15 protein-coding genes are annotated in these 18,858 nt (G+C 42.9%); 13 read left to right on the top strand and 2 right to left on the bottom strand.

Annotated elements, in window-relative coordinates; genetic code table 11:
- Positions 1 to 25 precede the first annotated feature (25 nt).
- The 3 genes from CVN76_RS03400 to CVN76_RS03390 all read left to right on the top strand — a co-directional run bounded on the left by CVN76_RS03400 (position 26) and on the right by CVN76_RS03390 (position 3,414).
- Positions 26 to 1,432, top strand: a complete 1,407-nt coding sequence (locus CVN76_RS03400) for an FAD-binding oxidoreductase (RefSeq protein WP_100530291.1) — start codon at positions 26 to 28, stop codon at positions 1,430 to 1,432.
- Positions 1,429 to 2,754 carry a (Fe-S)-binding protein gene (locus CVN76_RS03395; RefSeq protein WP_100530290.1) on the top strand — a complete coding sequence of 442 codons (1,326 nt, stop codon included), beginning with the start codon at positions 1,429 to 1,431 and terminating at the stop codon, positions 2,752 to 2,754. Before CVN76_RS03400 ends, CVN76_RS03395 begins: the two co-directional genes overlap by 4 nt.
- A 213-nt stretch (positions 2,755 to 2,967) precedes the next feature.
- Positions 2,968 to 3,414, top strand: coding sequence for a HEAT repeat domain-containing protein (locus CVN76_RS03390; protein ID WP_100530319.1), 447 nt, complete (start codon positions 2,968 to 2,970; stop codon positions 3,412 to 3,414).
- 490 nt (positions 3,415 to 3,904) lie between these two features.
- Here the strand turns inward: CVN76_RS03390 and CVN76_RS03385 are convergent, their stop codons facing one another.
- Together CVN76_RS03385 and CVN76_RS03380 are read right to left on the bottom strand one after the other, a co-directional pair.
- Positions 3,905 to 5,128 (bottom strand): MFS transporter, encoded by a 1,224-nt coding sequence (locus tag CVN76_RS03385; protein WP_100530289.1) that lies wholly within the window; start codon positions 5,126 to 5,128, stop codon positions 3,905 to 3,907.
- Between the two features lie 189 nt (positions 5,129 to 5,317).
- The gene (locus CVN76_RS03380) at positions 5,318 to 6,334 is read right to left on the bottom strand and encodes a LacI family DNA-binding transcriptional regulator (RefSeq protein WP_100530288.1); all 1,017 of its coding nucleotides are present in this window, start codon (positions 6,332 to 6,334) and stop codon (positions 5,318 to 5,320) included.
- 218 nt (positions 6,335 to 6,552) lie between these two features.
- On the opposite strand from CVN76_RS03380, the gene CVN76_RS03375 reads away from it, so the two are divergent.
- The 10 genes from CVN76_RS03375 (at position 6,553) to CVN76_RS03330 (ending at position 18,701) form a co-directional block, all read left to right on the top strand.
- On the top strand, positions 6,553 to 8,076 hold the full coding sequence (locus CVN76_RS03375; protein WP_100530287.1) for a glycoside hydrolase family 32 protein: 1,524 nt from the start codon (positions 6,553 to 6,555) through the stop codon (positions 8,074 to 8,076).
- 122 nt (positions 8,077 to 8,198) lie between these two features.
- Complete coding sequence (locus CVN76_RS03370; RefSeq protein WP_100530286.1) at positions 8,199 to 10,322, top strand: amylo-alpha-1,6-glucosidase; 2,124 nt, start codon at positions 8,199 to 8,201, stop codon at positions 10,320 to 10,322.
- A 324-nt stretch (positions 10,323 to 10,646) separates the two neighbouring features.
- Positions 10,647 to 11,354, top strand: a complete 708-nt coding sequence (locus CVN76_RS03365) for a DNA alkylation repair protein (RefSeq protein ID WP_100530285.1) — start codon at positions 10,647 to 10,649, stop codon at positions 11,352 to 11,354.
- A gap of 588 nt (positions 11,355 to 11,942) precedes the next feature.
- Positions 11,943 to 12,590 carry a GntR family transcriptional regulator gene (locus CVN76_RS03360; protein WP_100530284.1) on the top strand — a complete coding sequence of 216 codons (648 nt, stop codon included), beginning with the start codon at positions 11,943 to 11,945 and terminating at the stop codon, positions 12,588 to 12,590.
- Positions 12,591 to 12,622: 32 nt separating this feature from the next.
- On the top strand, positions 12,623 to 13,555 hold the full coding sequence (locus tag CVN76_RS03355) for an ACP S-malonyltransferase (RefSeq protein WP_100530283.1): 933 nt from the start codon (positions 12,623 to 12,625) through the stop codon (positions 13,553 to 13,555).
- Between the two features lie 16 nt (positions 13,556 to 13,571).
- Complete coding sequence (mdcA, locus tag CVN76_RS03350) at positions 13,572 to 15,233, top strand: malonate decarboxylase subunit alpha (RefSeq protein ID WP_442857543.1); 1,662 nt, start codon at positions 13,572 to 13,574, stop codon at positions 15,231 to 15,233.
- Between the two features lie 15 nt (positions 15,234 to 15,248).
- Positions 15,249 to 16,106: a triphosphoribosyl-dephospho-CoA synthase gene (locus tag CVN76_RS03345; RefSeq protein ID WP_100530282.1), complete on the top strand. Its 858-nt coding sequence runs from the start codon at positions 15,249 to 15,251 to the stop codon at positions 16,104 to 16,106.
- A 12-nt stretch (positions 16,107 to 16,118) separates the two neighbouring features.
- Positions 16,119 to 16,427: a malonate decarboxylase subunit delta gene (locus CVN76_RS03340; RefSeq protein ID WP_100530281.1), complete on the top strand. Its 309-nt coding sequence runs from the start codon at positions 16,119 to 16,121 to the stop codon at positions 16,425 to 16,427.
- Complete coding sequence (locus CVN76_RS03335; protein WP_100530280.1) at positions 16,408 to 18,096, top strand: biotin-independent malonate decarboxylase subunit beta; 1,689 nt, start codon at positions 16,408 to 16,410, stop codon at positions 18,094 to 18,096. Before CVN76_RS03340 ends, CVN76_RS03335 begins: the two co-directional genes overlap by 20 nt.
- Positions 18,087 to 18,701, top strand: a complete 615-nt coding sequence (locus CVN76_RS03330; protein WP_100530279.1) for a malonate decarboxylase holo-ACP synthase — start codon at positions 18,087 to 18,089, stop codon at positions 18,699 to 18,701. The genes CVN76_RS03335 and CVN76_RS03330 overlap by 10 nt, the downstream gene beginning before the upstream one ends.
- Positions 18,702 to 18,858 lie beyond the last annotated feature (157 nt).

The raw sequence follows: 18,858 nt of genomic DNA, 5'->3' as shown, positions 1-18,858 counted from the left end.
TGAACCTAGAAAGGAAGTGAAACACATGGAGCAAGACGCCCTTACTGCTCTTAGTCAGATCATTCCTCGAAATCGGATGTTCCTTGATTTGGCGGAGCGTTATTGTTATAGCTATGATGCTTCTTTTGGGGAGTATTTACCTGAAATCGTCATACAGCCTAAAAACGCGAAAGAAATCAGTGAGTTAGTGAAAATGGCCAATCTACACAAAATCCCCGTTTACCCTAGAGGATCGGGTACCTCTCTAAGTGGCGGCCCCTTACCTGTAAAAGGCGGGATGGTTCTTGATCTTACCCTTTTACGAGATAAATTGTTTATCGACAGGGAAAATATGCTCGCGATTGTGTCTCCAGGCGTGATTACGGCAACCATCCATCAAAAAGCCGACGAAGCGGGTTTGTTTTATCCACCTGACCCAAGCAGTTCCAATGTGGCCACAATAGGGGGCAATCTATTGGAAAATTCGAGCGGACCAAAAGGGTTGAAGTATGGGACGACTAAAGAATATGTGATCGGATTGGAGGTGGTCACGCCTACAGGGGAAATCATCCGTACCGGCGGTAAGACCGTGAAAAATGTTACCGGCTATGACTTGACCCGGTTAATTGTGGGTTCAGAGGGCACCTTGGGAATTGTGACGGAGGCGATCATCCGCTTGATTCCAAAACCGCAAAGCCAAAAAACATTCGTGGCCCATTTCAATCATTTCATTGACTCGGGCCATGCGATAACAAGCATCTTATCATCAGGAATCCTCCCTTCGGCCTTGGAATTAATGGATAATGCATGTATCCGTGCTGTCGAGAACTATCGCCCTTCAGGCTTGCCGCTACAAGCAGAGGCCATCTTGATCATCGAAGTCGATGGTCATCTGTTGGCAATTGAAGAAGAAATAAATAAATGCGCGGATATTTGCAGAGATAACGGGGCTTCCTACGTCAAGATAGCGGAAACGGTGGAGGAACGCCAAACCATTTGGAGTGCGCGTAAATGGGTATCCCCGGCCATTACCCAAATGGGGCCGACGAAAATATCGGAGGATGCCACGGTCCCGCGCAATCAAATCCCGGCAATGATGGAGAGATTACAGCAAATCCGCGATAAATATGAATTGAACTTGGTTGTTTTCGGTCATGCCGGTGATGGAAATTTACACCCGAACATCATTACCGATAAACGAAATAAAGCGGAAATGAAAAAAGTGGAGCTTGCCGTTAGTGAAATTTTTGAAGCAGCGATCGAACTGGGCGGAACGCTTTCCGGGGAACACGGAATCGGTACGTTGAAGTCACCCTATATGGAAATGGAATTAGGGGCAAATGGGGTAAATATGATGAAAAAAATCAAGGAAGCGTGGGATCCGAATAATATCTTGAACCCTGGTAAGATCTTTGCTGAAAAAGGTCAAACAAAGGTCGTGTTGATCACATGAAGGCAACTGCCACATCCAACCATGCAAATAGAGCGGTTGAACAATTGCATGCGAATGCTCATGACTGGACAAATCAATGCGTTAAATGCGGGTATTGCTTGCCGGCATGCCCCACCTATGAATCAATGGGCGTGGAATCCGCTTCACCACGCGGACGGATCAATCTGGTGAAACTGGCCGCCGAGGGGAAAATAGATCTTCAAAAGGATTTAACGGAACCGATCGAGCTTTGTTTAGGTTGCCGCGCCTGTGAAACCGCCTGTCCTGTCGGTGTTCCTTACGGGCATATATTGGAGGCGGCAAAGGAAGCGATCGGAAATCGCCCGCCCAGCAGCGATAACATGACAAAGATGAAGAAACTGGCATTGGTTCACCTCTTTCCCTACCCTTGGCGAATGAATCTGCTCGGTAGCGGGGCCATGCTTTATCAAAAAACAGGGTTATCCAAGCTGGTTCGTGCATCGAATTTGCTCAAGAAATTTTCACCTGTTCTTGCCCATATGGAACAGGCCCTTCCCCCAATCGAATCTCACTCGAAACGGTTCAAGCCAGGGACGATCATACCGGCCAAAGGGGAAACGCGATTAAGGGTAGCCTTCTTCACTGGGTGCATCATGGATTCGCTGATGTCACGAATCAACCGTCTTACCATCGAACTGCTTACCCTTGTGGGATGTGAGGTCATACTTCCGGAAAATCAAAGCTGCTGCGGTGCCCTCCATTCCCATCAAGGCGAAGCGAAGCAAGCGAAAGCTCTGGCGAAAAGGAATATCCAAGCTTTCATGCAGATGGATGCAGAGGTAATCGTCAGTAATGCCGGGGGCTGCGGTGCATCACTTCGGGAATATGAACAGCTCTTGGCTGATGATTGCGAGTGGTCAGGGGCGGCAAAAAATTTCTCCAAGAAATCAAAAGATATCAGCCAAATTCTTCATCAGTTAGGGCCGCTCCCTTTTACTGAAGAATATCATGGCATCGTTACTTTCCAAGATTCCTGCCACTTGCGCAATGTCCAAAAGGTGCAAAAGGAGCCGCGGTTATTATTGCAAGCGATACCAGGTATCACTTACGTGGAAATGGCGGGGTTTGACCGTTGCTGTGCATCGGGAGGCATATACAACCTTCTCCATTTTGAGGAATCGATGAAAATCCTGGATGAAAAAATGAACGACCTTAAAGAAACAAGGGCCACTACAATCGTGACGGTTAATCCTGGCTGCCAAATGCAAATGAGCATTGGCATCCAAAGGGATGGGGCGGCTAACCCTATTAAAAGCTTGCATCTCGTTGAAATTCTTGCCAAGGCCTGTGGCTTGAATTGACAGGTTAACGCCAAGGTTGTTTGAGGATGATGGCAGGCGTAGATAAAGCATGCGAATGGCAGTTTGCTACGAAATTTAACTATATTAAAATATGGAAAAGGGTATAATGAGTAAGGGAATGATGGATGTAAAGTAGAGGATTTATGTAGATTGGAATTACATGCCGTTCACTATCCAGATATTTACACAAAGACAGAAGGAGAAATGATTCACTTGACTAATAAAGAAACAAAAATGAACGAGTTACCTGAAAACTATGAGGAATTAAAAAAGTCCGCCAATCGCAAATCCAATTGGAGGGAACGTTTGGATGCGATAGAAGAGTTAGGACAATCGAAAAACCAACAAACCATCGATATATTAACCCATATCATGAACAGTGATTCTGTCTATAAAGTTCAGGAGGCATCCTACCGGCAACTGAAAAGATTAGGAGAAGACGTTCAATTGCCATCCAGAAAAAAAGGGGAATTGGTTAAAGGGTTAGCGAAAATCCTATTAAGGATAAAGAAGAGTTTGCCGGAAGACCATACGTATGAGGAATTCAAGGAAAAACTTCAAAAGATGCGGATGGATATATACGATACCTATGAGGGGGAAAAGGGCGCACACTTCGATGAATGGCTAGAGAGCACATGGTCTTCCTTATCGAAAAGATAACCTTCCGTACAAGCGGGAATCAACTAAGGAGCAAAATTTTTGCTCCTTTTTGCTATGTGCGGAACAAAAGCCAAGGAGCTTTACATCTGGGTTTCTTTTAGATAAGGGTATTATTCTGACCAATTTTCGCAAAATATACAAAGGCCAAAAAAACGGAAGGTGATTGACATGAAGGAAATATCCCAAAAGAGATTTTGTGAAACGTGCAAGAAGGAGACCATTCATACGGTAACTGAAGATGCATTGGAAATAGAATATTCCTGTAACGAGTGTAAGGAGCACCAAGAGATCTACAAGTCATTTTTTTAAAAACAATTGAAGAAATGGGCGCGGACAATCTCCAACATCTTTAAACCTTTCAAAGGTCAAAGGCTAGCTACCTTAACTTACGATATGATAAAGGGAAGTAAGTTTATATCGTAATGCCTTTTACAAAAAAGCAATCACACAATGTGTGGATTGCTTTTTTGTATCTACTTGTATTTTATCGTTATACAGCTTGTTTAGGATAATGAACTTGTTTAGGTAGAGCAGTCGGCCTCAAAGCCGCGAATAGGATAACAAAAACGAATACACTAACACCTAAAATTAAATAGCTTTTTGAAAAGCCTATCGTATCGTACCAATGACCAAGTATTGGCGAAAGAATGGCTTGACCCACTTGAGACACGAAATAATATCCTACAATATACATCGTAGCCGAGAACTTAGCATCGAAATTAGCATCGATAAATTTTAAGATAGCAATCAACATAATCGGAAGTTCGAAAGAATGTAACATTTTCATTGTAGAAATGCCAATCGGTTCCACCGCCAATCCCGATCCAGTAATACGAATTGCCATGAGTAACCCTGCCAGGACCAAACTTTTCTTGGCGCCGATTTTATTAACGATAAACGGGGCAATAAACATCATGCCTGCTTCTAAAAAGATTTGAATAGAATTTAGATAACCAAACATTTGATTTCCTTGTCCGCTTGTAGAGAATAAGGAAGCATAATAAACGGGAAATTGTTGATCATAGACAGAATAAATACAAGCCACGCCTAGAACATACACCATAAATATCCAAAAAGTTTTGTTCTTTAATAAAGCTAATGTATCTGTTAATTTAATTGAATCCGTTTTCTTTTGTTCTTCTTCTGAAATTTGAACTTTCATTAATAGAAGAAAGAGAATAAGGAAGATACTACATGCCGATGCAACCCAAAAGCTGATATGAGGATTGATGTTAAACAGTTTCCCCGAAAAGAAGGCTGCAGCTGCAGCACCTAATGATCCCCACATCCTTACTTGTCCGTACTCGAAATGATATTTTCTGCCGGTGCGTTCGGCGTATGATTCAATAGCTCCAAACGATGCCAGTAATGTGGCACTGAGATAAACACTTCCGATAATGGCGCCTAAAATAGGATTGTAATGTAATAGAGGACTATAAATATAAATGAAAAACGGACCAATTAGCATTATCAAAAATGTTATAACCCACAACAAATGTTTCCTCAATCCAATTTTATCCGAAATGAAACCGTATAGTGGTTGGAAACAAAGGGTGGCGATAGCATTAATGGAAAAAATCGTACCTACTTGGGCGCCACTTAGCTCTAATGTTTGTCCTAACCATATAGCAAATAAAGACATGGCAGATGTAGAAGCAAAAAAATAAAAAAAAGTAAAGCCGCTTAAAGACCAATAATTTAAATTCTTTTTCATGTTCTCAATCCCTTATATGTATTTTTTTTCATGTGATTTTCAAAACTACACATTTCCCAATAACATAATAGTTAGAAAATTACACAAGGTTGAAGCGCTTTCTTTTTTGATGAAGGAAGTATATCGTCCATTGAAACAAAATAAAGGTTATCCGAAACGTTTCGGAAAATATATAAAACTAAAAACTATTCATTTATAGTTTTTAGTAGTACTGTCTCTAATAATCAAATTCGTATCTACATAACGGCACAAATCCGTTGGATCCTCTTCTAGCATTTTAATGAGTAAGTCTGCAGCTTCAGAACCAATTTTGTACACTTCTTGTCCAATCGTGGTCAATGGGGGCAGACAGTAGGAAGCAAGGGTAATATTATCGTATCCAACTATGGAAATGTCATCTGGTACTGTCTTGCCTAATTTATGGCAGGCTTTTAATGCTCCAAGTGCCATGACATCACTAGCGCAAAATAAAGCATCCATGTCTTTATTTTCTTCTAAGAGCTTATAAGTAACGCTTTCCGATGTTGCTTCTTCAAAGGCACCATCTACAATCCATTCCTTGTTGACGGGAAGGTTATATTCCGTAAGCTTCTCGATATATCCTTTCAACCGTTCTTCACTTACATAAGCCCCTTCATGTCCATTGATCATCCCAATATTTTTATGACCTAGCTGGATAAGATGCTCAATGGCTTTTTTTGCACCTAATACATTGTCCGTCGTTACATATCCAACAGAATCCGTTTGTATGGGAATATCTATCAATACACAAGGAATATCACTTTCCAAGATTTCTTTTAAATATGGATCGTCTTTTCTAATGCCTTGGACAATCGCTCCATCGACACGGCGTTCACGACAAAGCTGTGTATAGGTCTTTTCACGCTGTTTCGTGGTATTCGTGTTAAATAAAATTAAATCGTAACCAAGGGCTGAAGCCGTTTCATTGATTCCACAGAGCACTTCGAATGTAAAATTATCCTTTAGATTTTCCTTACTCATTCCGGACACGAGTAATCCAATGGTTTTGGACTTCTTCATAACAAGCCCGCGTGCTAGCGTGTTAGGGCTGTAGTTCAGCTCTTTAGCAACAGCCAGGATTTTTTGTTTGGTCTTTTCATTTACATCAAAATAACCATTTAATGCCCGGGATACAGTAGTGACGGAAACCCCTGCAGCCTTTGCGATATCTTTAATCGTTGTCAAAAAAAAACCTCCAAAACGTTTCGGATCACTTTCACTATATTTTAGCGCCCTTAAAATAAATATTCAATCTTTTTTTATTTAGAAAATTGATAATAAAGAAATTACTCTTGTTTTTTGTTAAACAGATAGTTTAATGTATTAGTGAACCAATGGGATGCCTAATTATGTAAAAGGTATCGAGAAAATCGATGAGATAAGAGCGGAAAAGGAGGTAAATCATGGCGATTGATAGGCGACATCAGGAAGCGATTGAGTTGGCAGCTCAATCCATTCGTCAAAACGTTAAGAACGTTAGCGGGGATCATTGGAGACTAAATTATCATATAAGTACAGAGGCTTTTTGGATGAATGATCCTAATGGGTTCAGTACGTTTAAAAATGAATATCACTTATTTTATCAGCATCACCCCTATAGTGCTGAATGGGGACCTATGTTTTGGGGACATGTAAAAAGTAAGGACCTAGTCTTTTGGGAACATCTACCGATAGCGTTGGCTCCAAGTGAAGAATACGATCTGGATGGTTGCTTTTCAGGAAGTGCCATCGAAAAAGATGGTTTTCTCTATGTCTTGTATACGGGGAATGTTTGGACAGGAAATGATCAAGACACAGATTTACGGCAAACTCAGTGTCTTGCTGTAAGTGAAGATGGCATCCATTTTAATAAAATCAGTCAAAATCCCGTCATGTTATCAGCGCCAAAAGGAGATATCCACCCTCATCATTTTAGGGATCCAAAGGTGTGGAAGCATGGTGAGGATTATTATTGTGTGGTAGGATCACGCACAAAGGACCATCGAGGGCAAGCATTGCTATATCACTCAAAGGATTTGATAGATTGGGAATTTATGAACGTTATGGCAAAGAGTGATGGGAAGTTAGGATATATGTGGGAATGCCCAGATTTTTTTCATTTAGACGGGCATGACATATTGATGATATCTCCACAAGGGATGAAGCCAGTGGATTATCTTTATCATAATCTCCATCAAGCGGGATATATTCAAGGCAAGTTAGATTATGAAACTGGCTTGCTCCATTATAGTGACTTTCAACTATTGGATTATGGTTTTGATTTTTATGCTCCACAAACCATACTAGACCTTCAAGGAAGGCGTATTATGATAGCTTGGTTGGCGATGTGGGAAAGTGAGATGCCTGAACAAAAAAACAATTGGGCAGGGTCTATGACCATTCCACGTGAGTTAACGGTTCAAGACAATAAAATTTTAGTGAATCCTATTTCAGAATTTGAAAAGCTTCGGGAAAATGCTGTCCAATATACAAATATCACGGTTGAGGGCGAACATACCTTCCATCAAATTTCAAGTGATTGTTATGAAATTGAGGTGATCATTGAGGCACAAGCATCTTTAACTTTTGGAATGAAAGTAAGAAGAAGCGAAGCATTAAATCAAGAGACTTTGCTTATGTACAATCGAATGGAAAGCTTGCTTGAGCTTAATAGAGACCGATCAGGAAGCGGTCCTAAAGGACGTAGGGTAGCTCCAGTTAAGCTATATAATAATAAACTATGTTTACGTATTTTCATTGATAAATCTTCTATAGAGGTTTTTATCAATCAAGGTGAAAAAGTAATGAGTGCCAGGATTTATCCAGACCAGGCAGCCAACGGTATAAGCTTTTTTTCTGATGAAAAGATTACGTTGATAAAATTCCAAAAATGGGATTTAAATAAATCCATATCCATCGGAAGTACCGAAGGCAACAGTAGTCGTTGAAGATGGTGATGTTATCGTGCCTGTGAATCCAGTTTGTTAAAAAACATTGAACTATCAGATTCAAAGAGATAAAATGTAAAGCAAAGTAAATCCGAAACGTTTCGGAACAAGGGGGAGCTCAAGTGGAATATCGTGTAATCAAGGAAAATGATTTGTTTTTATTAACAGATGAAAGAGGCAATATCACAGAAAACCACCAGTATGGGTTAGGACTGTATGCAAAAGATACGAGATTCTTAAATAAACTCAATATTAAAATTAATGGAGAAGATCCAATTTTATTGTCTTCAAAAGCAGATGAGAATTATATGGCGACCATCTTACTTACAAATCCTCATATGGAAAATGATGAAGAAGTAGTTTTATGGAGGGAATCGATAGAAATTCAGAGAAAGCGGTTCATTAACAATGGTGTTTTATATGAGGCAATTACGTTGAAAAATTACTCCCCGAAACCTATTACATTTTCGATCACGGTTGAAGTGGATGCTGATTTTACGGACATGTTCATTGTTCGCGGTTTCCAATCAGGAAAAGTCGGAAAACGAACTGGACAAATGGTTAATGATAAGTCTTTGATTTTTACATATCAAGGTTCTGATAATCTTTCCCGAGAGACTTCTATCTCCTGGGACAGAGAACCTGCCAAAGTAACGGAGACAGGTGAAATTACATTCCATTTTACATTAGAGCATGCACAAGAAGAGGAGGTCGTGCTAACGATACGACCTCAAATCGCAGGAGAGGATGAAAGCGAAATACTCCCCATGATGGAGGCACTTCAGGAATTAAAAGCATCCTACAAACAATGGGAATGCAGTACTACAAAAGTAAAAACTGACCACGAAACGCTTCAACGGTTAATTACCAGAGGATTAAGTGATATCCGTGTTTTACTTTCCGATGTGGGATATGGTCCATTTCCTGTAGCTGGCTTACCGTGGTATGGTGTTCTGTTTGGGCGCGATAGCCTAATTACAGCCTTGCAGATGCTTCCTTTCAATCCTGAGGTAGCCAAAGGAACATTAAGGACTTTGGCTGTCCATCAAGGAAAAGAAAACAATCCATGGCGTGATGAGCAACCAGGGAAGATCATGCATGAAATTCGTTATGGTGAGTTAGCCAATACAAACCAAATTCCATTTACTCCTTATTACGGTACAGTTGATGCAACCCCTTTATTTATTATATTACTAACGGAATATGTAAAATGGACAGGTGATTTTGCGTTACTTAATGACTTACAACCTAACCTTGATGCAGCCTTTGCATGGATTAATGAATACGGTGATAGAGATGGAGATTCCTTTGTCGAATATCATCAAGAATCGAGTAAGGGAATTGCCAATCAAGGTTGGAAAGATTCCGCGGACGCAGTAGTTCATAGAAACGGAGAATTTGCAAAAAGTCCAATCGCCCTTGCAGAAGTTCAAGGTTATGTGTATCAAGCGAAAATGGGCATGGCATCATTGTATCAAGCAGTCAATAAACAAGCGGAAGCTAAATTGCTAAAAGATGAAGCAGCTCTTCTGAAAGCAAAATTTAATGAGCAGTTCTGGATGGAAGATAAATCTTTTTACGCAATTGCCTTGGACCAAAACAAAGAAAAGGTAGGTACCATCACAACAAACCCAGGTCATGTTCTATTATCGGAGATGCTGGATGAAGATAAAGCAGATAAGGTAGCGACCATGCTGTTATCTGATAGAATGTATTCTGGCTATGGCATACGCACCATGGGGGAAGATGAGGCTGCTTATAATCCTATTAGTTATCATGATGGAAGCATTTGGCCTCATGACAACAGTCTCATTATCCTCGGATTAAGTAAAACAGGGAAACAGGAAGAAGCAAATAAAGTCATGGAAGGATTAATGCAAGCGGCCCAACATTTTGAATATGATCGACTGCCTGAGCTATTCTGCGGATATTCATCTAAACTTGGTAAGCCTGTTAAATATCCAGTTGCCTGTTCGCCACATGCTTGGGCAGCTGCAACACCATTAACATTCATCCAGTCGTTGCTTCAATTATTTCCAAACAGCCCTTCTAAAGAGATACACGTAAACCCTTGCCTACTGGATAATATGAATGAACTCAACGTGCAAGGAATTAACATTGGTAAAGGTATTCTTTCTATTACTGTAAAAAGGGAAGATGGACGAACCATAGTCTCCATCGATGAAAATACTACAGGTTACAAAGTGGTTGCTTCTTCAGAATTACAACGAATCGATCGTTCATAATAATAACAGCATAAGACCGCATACAAACAGAGTTCCAACAGTTTGTATGCGGTTTTTGGTTACACCTTTACTGAAAGATAAGAGATTTGAAGTCGCTTTGTTCAGATAGAAAGGTGTTTGATTCAATTGCTTGTTATGTTTGAATGAACGTTTAATTTGGCAATTGAGACATTAATAAAGGATGAAAATTCATTGTGGCCGTGTTTGTTTGTGTACGGAAGATGTAGGATGTTTCTATAAGAATACTGGTAAAATGGAGAAGTGTTGAAGAAAAAATTTGTTTACAATTAACCAGGAACTAATTAAGAAAGGACGTACAAAACTATGGATTTCAATATAGTTATGCAGGAGCTAGAAGCACTCAGTAAGGAACGTACGAAAAAAATGTACATATCCAATGGTGCTCACGAGCCGCTTTTTGGCGTGGCAACTGGTGCTATGAAGCCACTTGCAAAGAAAATAAAAATAAATCAACGTTTAGCTGATGAGCTTTATGCCACAGGTAACTACGATGCGATGTACTTTGCAGGCATTATTGCAGACCCAAAAGCCATGAATGAGTCAGATTTTAATCGTTGGATGGATGGAGCGTATTTTTATATGCTTTCCGATTATGTGGTGGCCGTCACTTTATCAGAATCAGATCTTGCACAAGATATTGCAGACAAATGGATTTCAAGCGGCGATGAGCTGAGAATGTCAGCGGGCTGGAGTTGCTATTGCTGGCTTTTAGGCAATCGTCAAGACGATGAATTTTCCGAGATAAAGATTTCCAATATGCTTGATATCTTGAAAGATTTTATTCATGATTCGCCTGAACGAACGAAATCCGCTATGAATAATTTCCTATACAATGTGGGCATTTCATATTTGCCGCTTCATGAAAAGGCAGTCGAAACCGCAAAGACAGTTGGGACAGTTGAAGTTAAACGAGATAAGAAGAAAAACAGTTACCTAAATGCTTCTGACAGTATTGAAAAAGAAATTCAAAGAGGGAGGCTTGGTTTCAAACGCAAATATGTAAGATGTTGAAATACTTCGGCAGCCAGATATTGAAGCACTTTTAATCGAAGTTACTGAACTGGCGGCTGCTGGCATTAAACAAACAAAAGCGAATTTTTAAAAAAATTAGCCATCATCCAGTTCGAGCACTTTTGCCACAGTAAACCCTGCACCAAAACTGTCATTGAAGGTGTCATCAAAGGCGGACAGATGAAGGCAGAAACAAACTTCTAAAAATAAATGCCGTTTTACATCCTTTATGAATTTGAAGACTGACATAATTCATCATTATGGATATTATCCCTTTGGAAGGAGGTGGTTTTATAAAAAAATGATTGCTGAGGTTTACATTCGCTAAACATGTTGTCTGTTATAGCCATGAATAAGCGAAACGAAATCGCAGGGACGAATCAGAGCGAACAGTCATACCTTTGGGAATACTACGCTCCAATTCCTGTTAATATCCTTCATGTATGCCTGAAATTGTTCTCGTTGGATTGGATTCAGCATCAAATGACAGAAATTACATAATTAATTATCTGAAAACATTGAATTATCTATTAATTATTTGTATAATTATATCGACAGTCGACAGTATTCAGAAAGTGAGGGAGCAGCATGGGTCCAACTAAATTATTGAATAATGCATTATCTAAAGCCATTGCCGAACACATTTCAGAACAAATCATAACCGGAATCCTCAAGCCAGGAGAAAAATTGATTGAACTCAATTATGCCCAAGAATACGGCACAAGCAGAGCACCTGTCCGTGAGGCGATATATTTACTGACCATTGAAGGATTGGTGGAAAGAATCCCCCGTAAAGGCGCCATTGTAAAAGAATATACCGAAAATGAAATATACGATTTGCTCGAAATTCGGAACATGTTAGAGAATATGGCGATGGAACGGATCAAACAGCATGGAACAAGTCCAGAGCTGCTAATGGAAATGAGTCAGCTTCTTACAGACATGAAGAAAACAAATGATATTCAATCGTATACGCAATTGAACCACGCCTTCCATATGTGCCTGATCAAGATGAGTAAAAGTGAAACGATCAAAACCATGTATTCCCGACTTGGCTGGCCGTTGTTAAGGATCCAAAGTCTTTCATTTGGCAATGAAGGAAACATCGAAAAATCGATTGATGAGCATGAAACCATCCTCCAATTGCTAAATGAACAACATATGACGGACTTATCGATTTTGTTGCAAAAACATAATATAGATGTGATTTCCAGCATTCGAAAAAAGCTTCGATAATAGGCACTTGAATCTGAAAGGAGGAGGGCTTTTTGAAGGTTGCATTTTTGTTTCCTGGACAAGGTTCCCAGACACCCGGCCTATTTCTGGAACTTCCAGGTGGCCATGCAGTCAAGGAAGTGCTTCTTGCAGCAAGTGAAGCATTGGATGAAAACGTTTTTCTTCATCACACAAAGGAGTCACTTTCCTCTACCACTTCCGTCCAGATTTCCCTATTGACAGCAAGTATTGCTGGTTTCAGGGCATTTGAAGCGGAAGGTGTTTTCCCCGATTTTGTCGCTGGCCATTCAGTCGGTGCTTTCAGTGCAGCTGTTGCTGCCGGCGTCATTGACTTCAAAGATGCCCTAAACATCGTCAAGCTGCGAGGTGAGCTTATGGAGCGGGCCTATCCAAAAGGATATGGCATGGGCGTGGTTACCGGAATGACGGCAGGTAACCTGCAGTCACTTGTCAGCAAACACCATGATGAACAATACCCAGTATACATTTCGAACAAGAACGCTCCGGATCAATTCACGTTATCAGGTGCCATTTCCGCTATTCAAAAGATTTTAAACGAAGCGAGGAAGAAAGGTGCCTGCAGTGTCTCGCTGTTGAATGTACCTGTACCCTCCCATTGTCCGCTCCTTTCAACCGTTTCGGCAGAACTAGGCGAAGCCCTACATGATATTCCGTTCCATCGTCCATTAATTCCGTACGCAGGCAACCGAAGGGGAAGGCTGTTGTTCGAAGCTGAAGCCATTCGCCGGGATCTGGCTGAAGGCATCTCCTATCCTGTCCAGTGGCATGATATGTCCACCGTTTTATTCGAAAACGGATCGCGATTATTCATTGAAATGCCTCCAGGCAATGTTTTGTCTCGACTAGCCGCGAGAGCGTTACCAGATGCCAGGATCTTGTCAACAACAGAAAACGGATTTGATGATTGTCTGTTCATCGTCAAGCGTGAAACAGCAAAATACTAGAGAGGGGAATGAAATGATGGAATCGATGAATCAGATAGTCAAGCAAAAGCGATCATGGTCTAAAAGGCTTGAGAAAAAGAAAAAACGGATGGACAGTGTGAAGGATCTCGTCAATGGGATGATGATTCCGACCGATCGGATCGTAGATGTGTTGGAAAAGCTTATCAGGCCCCATGATCGAGTAGTGCTTGAAGGGAATAATCAAAAGCAGGCCTCCTTTCTTTCCGAAGCCCTTGCCAATGTGAATGGAAAGGAATTGTTTGACCTGCACATGATTATGTCCAGCATATCCAGACCGGAGCATTTGGACCTTTTTGAACGGGGGATTGCAAAAAAAATCGATTTTTCCTTTGCCGGCCCGCAAAGTCTCCGGATTGCCCAAATGCTTGAGGATGGGAAGCTGACCATTGGTGAGCTGCATACATATGTCGAACTATATGGGAGGCTTTTCATTGATTTGATTCCTGCCGTTGCGCTGGTTGCTGCGGATAAAGCGGACCGGCATGGGAATCTTTACACCGGCCCCAATACAGAAGAAACCCCCACCATCATTGAAGCGACCGCATTTCGGGATGGAATTGTCATCGTTCAGGTAAATGAACTCACAGATGAATTGCCACGTATCGATATACCTGCTTCTTGGATTGATTATATTGTTGTCGCTACTACTCCCTACCAACTTGAACCATTATTCACACGCGATCCCCGGCATATTACCGATATTCAAATTTTGCAGGCGATGATGGTCATTCGCGGCATTTATGAAAAGCATGAAGTGCAATCGTTGAATCATGGGATTGGGTATAACACGGCAGCCATTGAATTGCTGCTCCCTACCTATGGGGAATCACTAGGTTTGAAGGGCAAAATATGCAAACATTGGGCGTTGAATCCCCACCCGACACTCATTCCGGCCATTGAAAGCGGCTGGATCGACAGCATTCATTGTTTTGGGGGGGAAGTCGGAATGGAGAAATATGTGGCAGCCCGCAGAGATGTTTTTTTTACCGGCCGTGATGGCAGCCTGCGTTCGAACAGGGCACTGTCGCAGATGGCAGGGCAATATGCAGTCGACTTATTCATCGGTTCGACCCTGCAAATGGATAAGGACGGAAATTCTTCCACTGTAACACGAGGACGGCTGGCCGGTTACGGAGGCGCACCGAATATGGGACATGATCCAGGAGGGCGGAGGCATTCCACACCGGCATGGTTAAACATGATGACTTCCGATGATCCGCTCGCCCGCGGAAAGAAATTGGTTGTACAAGTGGTCGAAACCTTCCAATCGGGGCACAAACCTATATTCGTTGAATCATTGGAGGCCATAGACGTAAAAAGAGAAACCGGCCTTGCGATAGCGCCGGTAATGATTTATGGCGATGATGTCACGCATGTAGTGACGGAGGAAGGCATCGCTTATTTATACAAAGCGGACAGCATGGAAAAAAGGAGGGAGGCCATTGCTGCGATTGCAGGGGTTACACCAGTCGGCATGATGCATGATCCTAAGAAAACCGAAAACTTGCGGCGTGAAGGATTGGTTGCCCTTCCAGAAGATTTGAACATACGAAGATCGGAGGCAAAACGTTCATTGCTTGCCGCAAAAAATATCGAGGAACTTGTTCAGTGGTCCGATGGGTTATATGAACCGCCGGATAAGTTTAAAATCTGGTAACCGGGAGGTGTCGAAGTGAGCAACGAAAAGGCGGAAGTGTCCAGCTGGTTAGCTGAAGCAGCGATTCTTTCTTTAATAGAAGAAGTCGAGCTGACTCCAAAACCAGGCCTCGTCGATCTGGACAATAATGGATCTCACCAAGATTTGTCCATTCACCTTATGAGAAAATCCGCTTTATCACTTAAAGAAACTTTTGCACGCATCGCCTATATAAGCCATGGCAGAACCCCTTCCCTTCCGTTAAGAAGAGAAATTGCTACGATCGGCCGTGAAGGCGAAACGTGCATGTTCGAAACGACCGGGGGCGTCAATACGCATAAAGGAGCGATTTGGGCGATGGGCCTGCTCGTTTCAGCGGCCGCGATGGGAACTGGCAGCCATACCATTAAAGAAGTCCTCGCACTTGCTGGAGAAACGGCAAGATTTTCAGATTGTCATTCTTCCATCACTGTCACCAATGGCATGAGAGTACAAAAAAAATACGGGGTACTTGGCGCAAGAGGGGAAGCCCAGCGAGAATTCCCTCATATCAGGAACGTATCCTTGCCCATGCTGCACCGTTCTAGAGCTAACGGATTGCCCGAAAATGAGGCGCGGCTGCATTCACTTTTAGCGTTAATCTCCGTTTTGGATGATACATGCATTTTGCATCGGGGAGGTCGCGGAGCCCTTCTATTTGCTAAGAAGCGGTCTGCCGAAATTTTATCGACTGGGAGAATTGAAGGGCTGGATGCCCTTAATGAAGAGTTCATGCTCCATGATATCTCTCCTGGCGGAAGCGCCGACCTGCTGGCTGCTACACTGTTCTTAGATAAGCTCGAACCAAATAGAATCGAGGTTGAAGTGCAAAATGTATTTGGCTGCACATATTAGGAGGTGCTTCAATTGGAAAAGATCACATACACATTTCCTGCCACTAGAAAAATTGCCGCTTCAGCGCATGTTGGAGTGGTCGGATCGGGTGATTTGGAAGTGTTGATGGAACCAAGCGATGTCCTGCAGGCGGAAGTAGTCATAAGAACGGGAATAACGGGTTACCAAGATACATGGAAAGCTGTCATTCACCGCTTCTTCACGCAGCATGATGTCGCTGCCAAAGTGAAAATCAATGACTTTGGTGCAACGCCGGGTGTTGTCGCTATCCGCCTTGCGCAGGCGCTGGAGGTGAGCTTCCATGATTCAAAAATTAACTAACAGTTTTGTGGAATGCAGTGGACGAGAGAGAGCGATGAAATTACTGGATGCTGGAACAGGTAAAGAACTTCTTGGCCCATTCGACGGAATGGAGTCACCACATCTGGAGCCACAAGGAATCGTCCCGCAAAGTGATGATGGGGTCATTGTAGTGAAAGGTACCGTTCATGGACATGAGGCACTCGTGATTTCCATTGAAGGGAAATTTCAAGGCGGGGGCATCGGCGAGGTATCTGGTGCAAAAATCGCTGGTTCGCTCGAACTGGCATTAAAAGAGTGCGAAGCTGGAACGAAGACGGTTCCGATCCTAATTTTGGATACAGGAGGAGTGAGACTGCAGGAAGCCAATTATGGTTTGCTCTCGATTGCCGAAATTGGTTCAGCCATTGTTGCCATTCGCCGCCATGTTCCTGTCATCGCCCTCATTCCCGGAGGAATTGGCGCATTCGGCGGGATGTCGATTACAGCTGGCCTTTGCAGTGCCATCATCATGACAAGAGAAGGCCGTCTTGGGTTGAATGGGCCAGAGGTGATCGAGCAGGAAGCGGGTATCCGGGAATTCGATTCGAAAGACAGGCCGTTAATTTGGGGTACGATGGGCGGTGATCAGCGTACGTCTTCAGGTTTGGCGGATTTATTGATCGATGATGATACGGAAGCAGTTAAAGAAGCCGTTCTTTCCATAATGATTGGGGACATCGTTACTGATCAAAGGTCCATTCAGGTGAAGCGGCACGGTGCATTTTTAAAGACAATCAATCCACCAAAGCGATTAACTCCTGAAAATGTACAGGAAACATGGAAACCATTCATTTCTGGTTCCCTGACTGAGCAAAAAGCTGACATACACGGAGAAAAATCCACCAGCCGCGGACAGACGTGGTTTGATCTGCTAACCGCCGATGCCCCGGAAATAGGCGATATTCCTTCCGTTAGGGTTTCCGATGCTTTCATTGGTACGAAAAAGGTTCGCTATATCACCGTAGTGCCTGATGCTAAAAACCGCTTTCCAAGAGTTAGGCATGGCGAGGTGGGCCTTCAGGAGGGGTGGGCGATTGCGAAACATGTTCGGGAAGCGATCGAAGCAGATCGAAATGGAGAAAAGCGAGCGATCGTAGCAATCGTCGATGTTCCCAGCCAGGCATACGGGCATCTCGAAGAATTGCTGGGCATCCATCAATCTTGTGCAGCCGCCGTTGATGCTTATGTCACCGCCCGGTTGGAAGGTCACCCCGTCATTTCCTTCATTCCCGGCAAAGCCATATCCGGTGCTTTTCTATCACATGGGATGCAGGCACAGCGATTAATTGCCCTTCGTGATCCAGGTGTGAATGTACATGTCATGTCAAAGCAATCTGCAGCACGCATTACGAATAGAAGTATCGACGAATTGGAGGCTGCGGCGAAAAAGGTGCCCGCAATGGCTTATGATATTGAATCATTCGAACAGCTTGGTGCCCTGCATTCATTGGTGGATGGATTGAATGCCGACGATCCTGGTGAAAATGACCGCGATGTCCTGCAAAAAGAGATCCTCATGGCAATTCAAGACATAGAGCAGGATGGATCCAGAGATTTACGTGTTCGATTAACTTCTCGATTGGCTCAATCAGGTGGACGGGCGGCATCCATTTTAGTGAGAGAAAAGCTGATGGACCAATGGAGCTAAATCCACATGACTTGTTACGGATTAAAGGAATCGGTGATGTAATCACCCATGCCCCTATGCCAAATTGGGCGGAGTCATCACTTGCGATATCCCCATACGTCGTCGTGCGCCGTTCCCGTGCTCCCAATGGCCAGGTGGCGGTGGGGGTGCGCGGGTTTGAAAGAAAGGAACGATTCGCTGCATTTTTCCCCATTGAATCCGTCATGAGTCGAATCTCTCCCGAGCAATTGGCACAGGAAAAAGGTTGGCGGCAGCATTCGAGCAGGATTTTTCAATGTTTGGAGCCAGTCAGTGATTTAATGGAACAGTATTCGGTTTTGTGGGGACCGACTGGGAGTGTCGGTTTCGAGCTGGCAACAGGAAGAGAAACCGTCACCTCGAAAAGCGATATCGATATGGTCATCCGCTTTTCCGAAGCCTTCACCCCCGGTGCCGCTAGGGAAATCGTAAATACGTTGATGAAACTTCCTGTTCGGATCGATGTTCAATTGGAAATGAAAGAAGGTGCCGTTTCATTGCTTGAATATGCCGGCTGTGAGGGAAAGGCACTCTTATTCCGTACAGTCGATGGTCCCCTTTTACGGCATGTCCATGAACAAACGTAAGGGTAAAGCGGTGTTCAAGTCCCTTATATCCCTATCGTTGCCTTGAATGAACACGATGAGAGGAGGTGAAGCCGATAGCCCAAAATGAACTGCAAAACGTCGGACAGCAGGAGGTAGTTGTGTAATCCGGGATACAAGGAACGTGGCTATCCATTTT

The organism is Bacillus sp. mrc49 (genome assembly GCF_002803435.1).
The sequence above is the reverse complement of the archived record's forward strand: the minus strand, read 5'-3'. Positions and strand labels throughout refer to the sequence as shown.

Excerpts from the sequence above, each read along its gene's own strand:
- CVN76_RS03400 (WP_100530291.1), top strand. The coding sequence starts at position 26 with ATGGAGCAAGACGCCCTTACTGCTCTTAGTCAGATCATTCCTCGAAAT.
- CVN76_RS03395 (WP_100530290.1), top strand. The coding sequence starts at position 1,429 with ATGAAGGCAACTGCCACATCCAACCATGCAAATAGAGCGGTTGAACAA.
- CVN76_RS03385 (WP_100530289.1), bottom strand. The coding sequence starts at position 5,128 with ATGAAAAAGAATTTAAATTATTGGTCTTTAAGCGGCTTTACTTTTTTT.
- CVN76_RS03375 (WP_100530287.1), top strand. The coding sequence starts at position 6,553 with ATGGCGATTGATAGGCGACATCAGGAAGCGATTGAGTTGGCAGCTCAA.
- CVN76_RS03365 (WP_100530285.1), top strand. The coding sequence starts at position 10,647 with ATGGATTTCAATATAGTTATGCAGGAGCTAGAAGCACTCAGTAAGGAA.
- CVN76_RS03360 (WP_100530284.1), top strand. The coding sequence starts at position 11,943 with ATGGGTCCAACTAAATTATTGAATAATGCATTATCTAAAGCCATTGCC.
- mdcA (WP_442857543.1), top strand. The coding sequence starts at position 13,572 with ATGGAATCGATGAATCAGATAGTCAAGCAAAAGCGATCATGGTCTAAA.
- CVN76_RS03335 (WP_100530280.1), top strand. The coding sequence starts at position 16,408 with ATGATTCAAAAATTAACTAACAGTTTTGTGGAATGCAGTGGACGAGAG.
- CVN76_RS03330 (WP_100530279.1), top strand. The coding sequence starts at position 18,087 with ATGGAGCTAAATCCACATGACTTGTTACGGATTAAAGGAATCGGTGAT.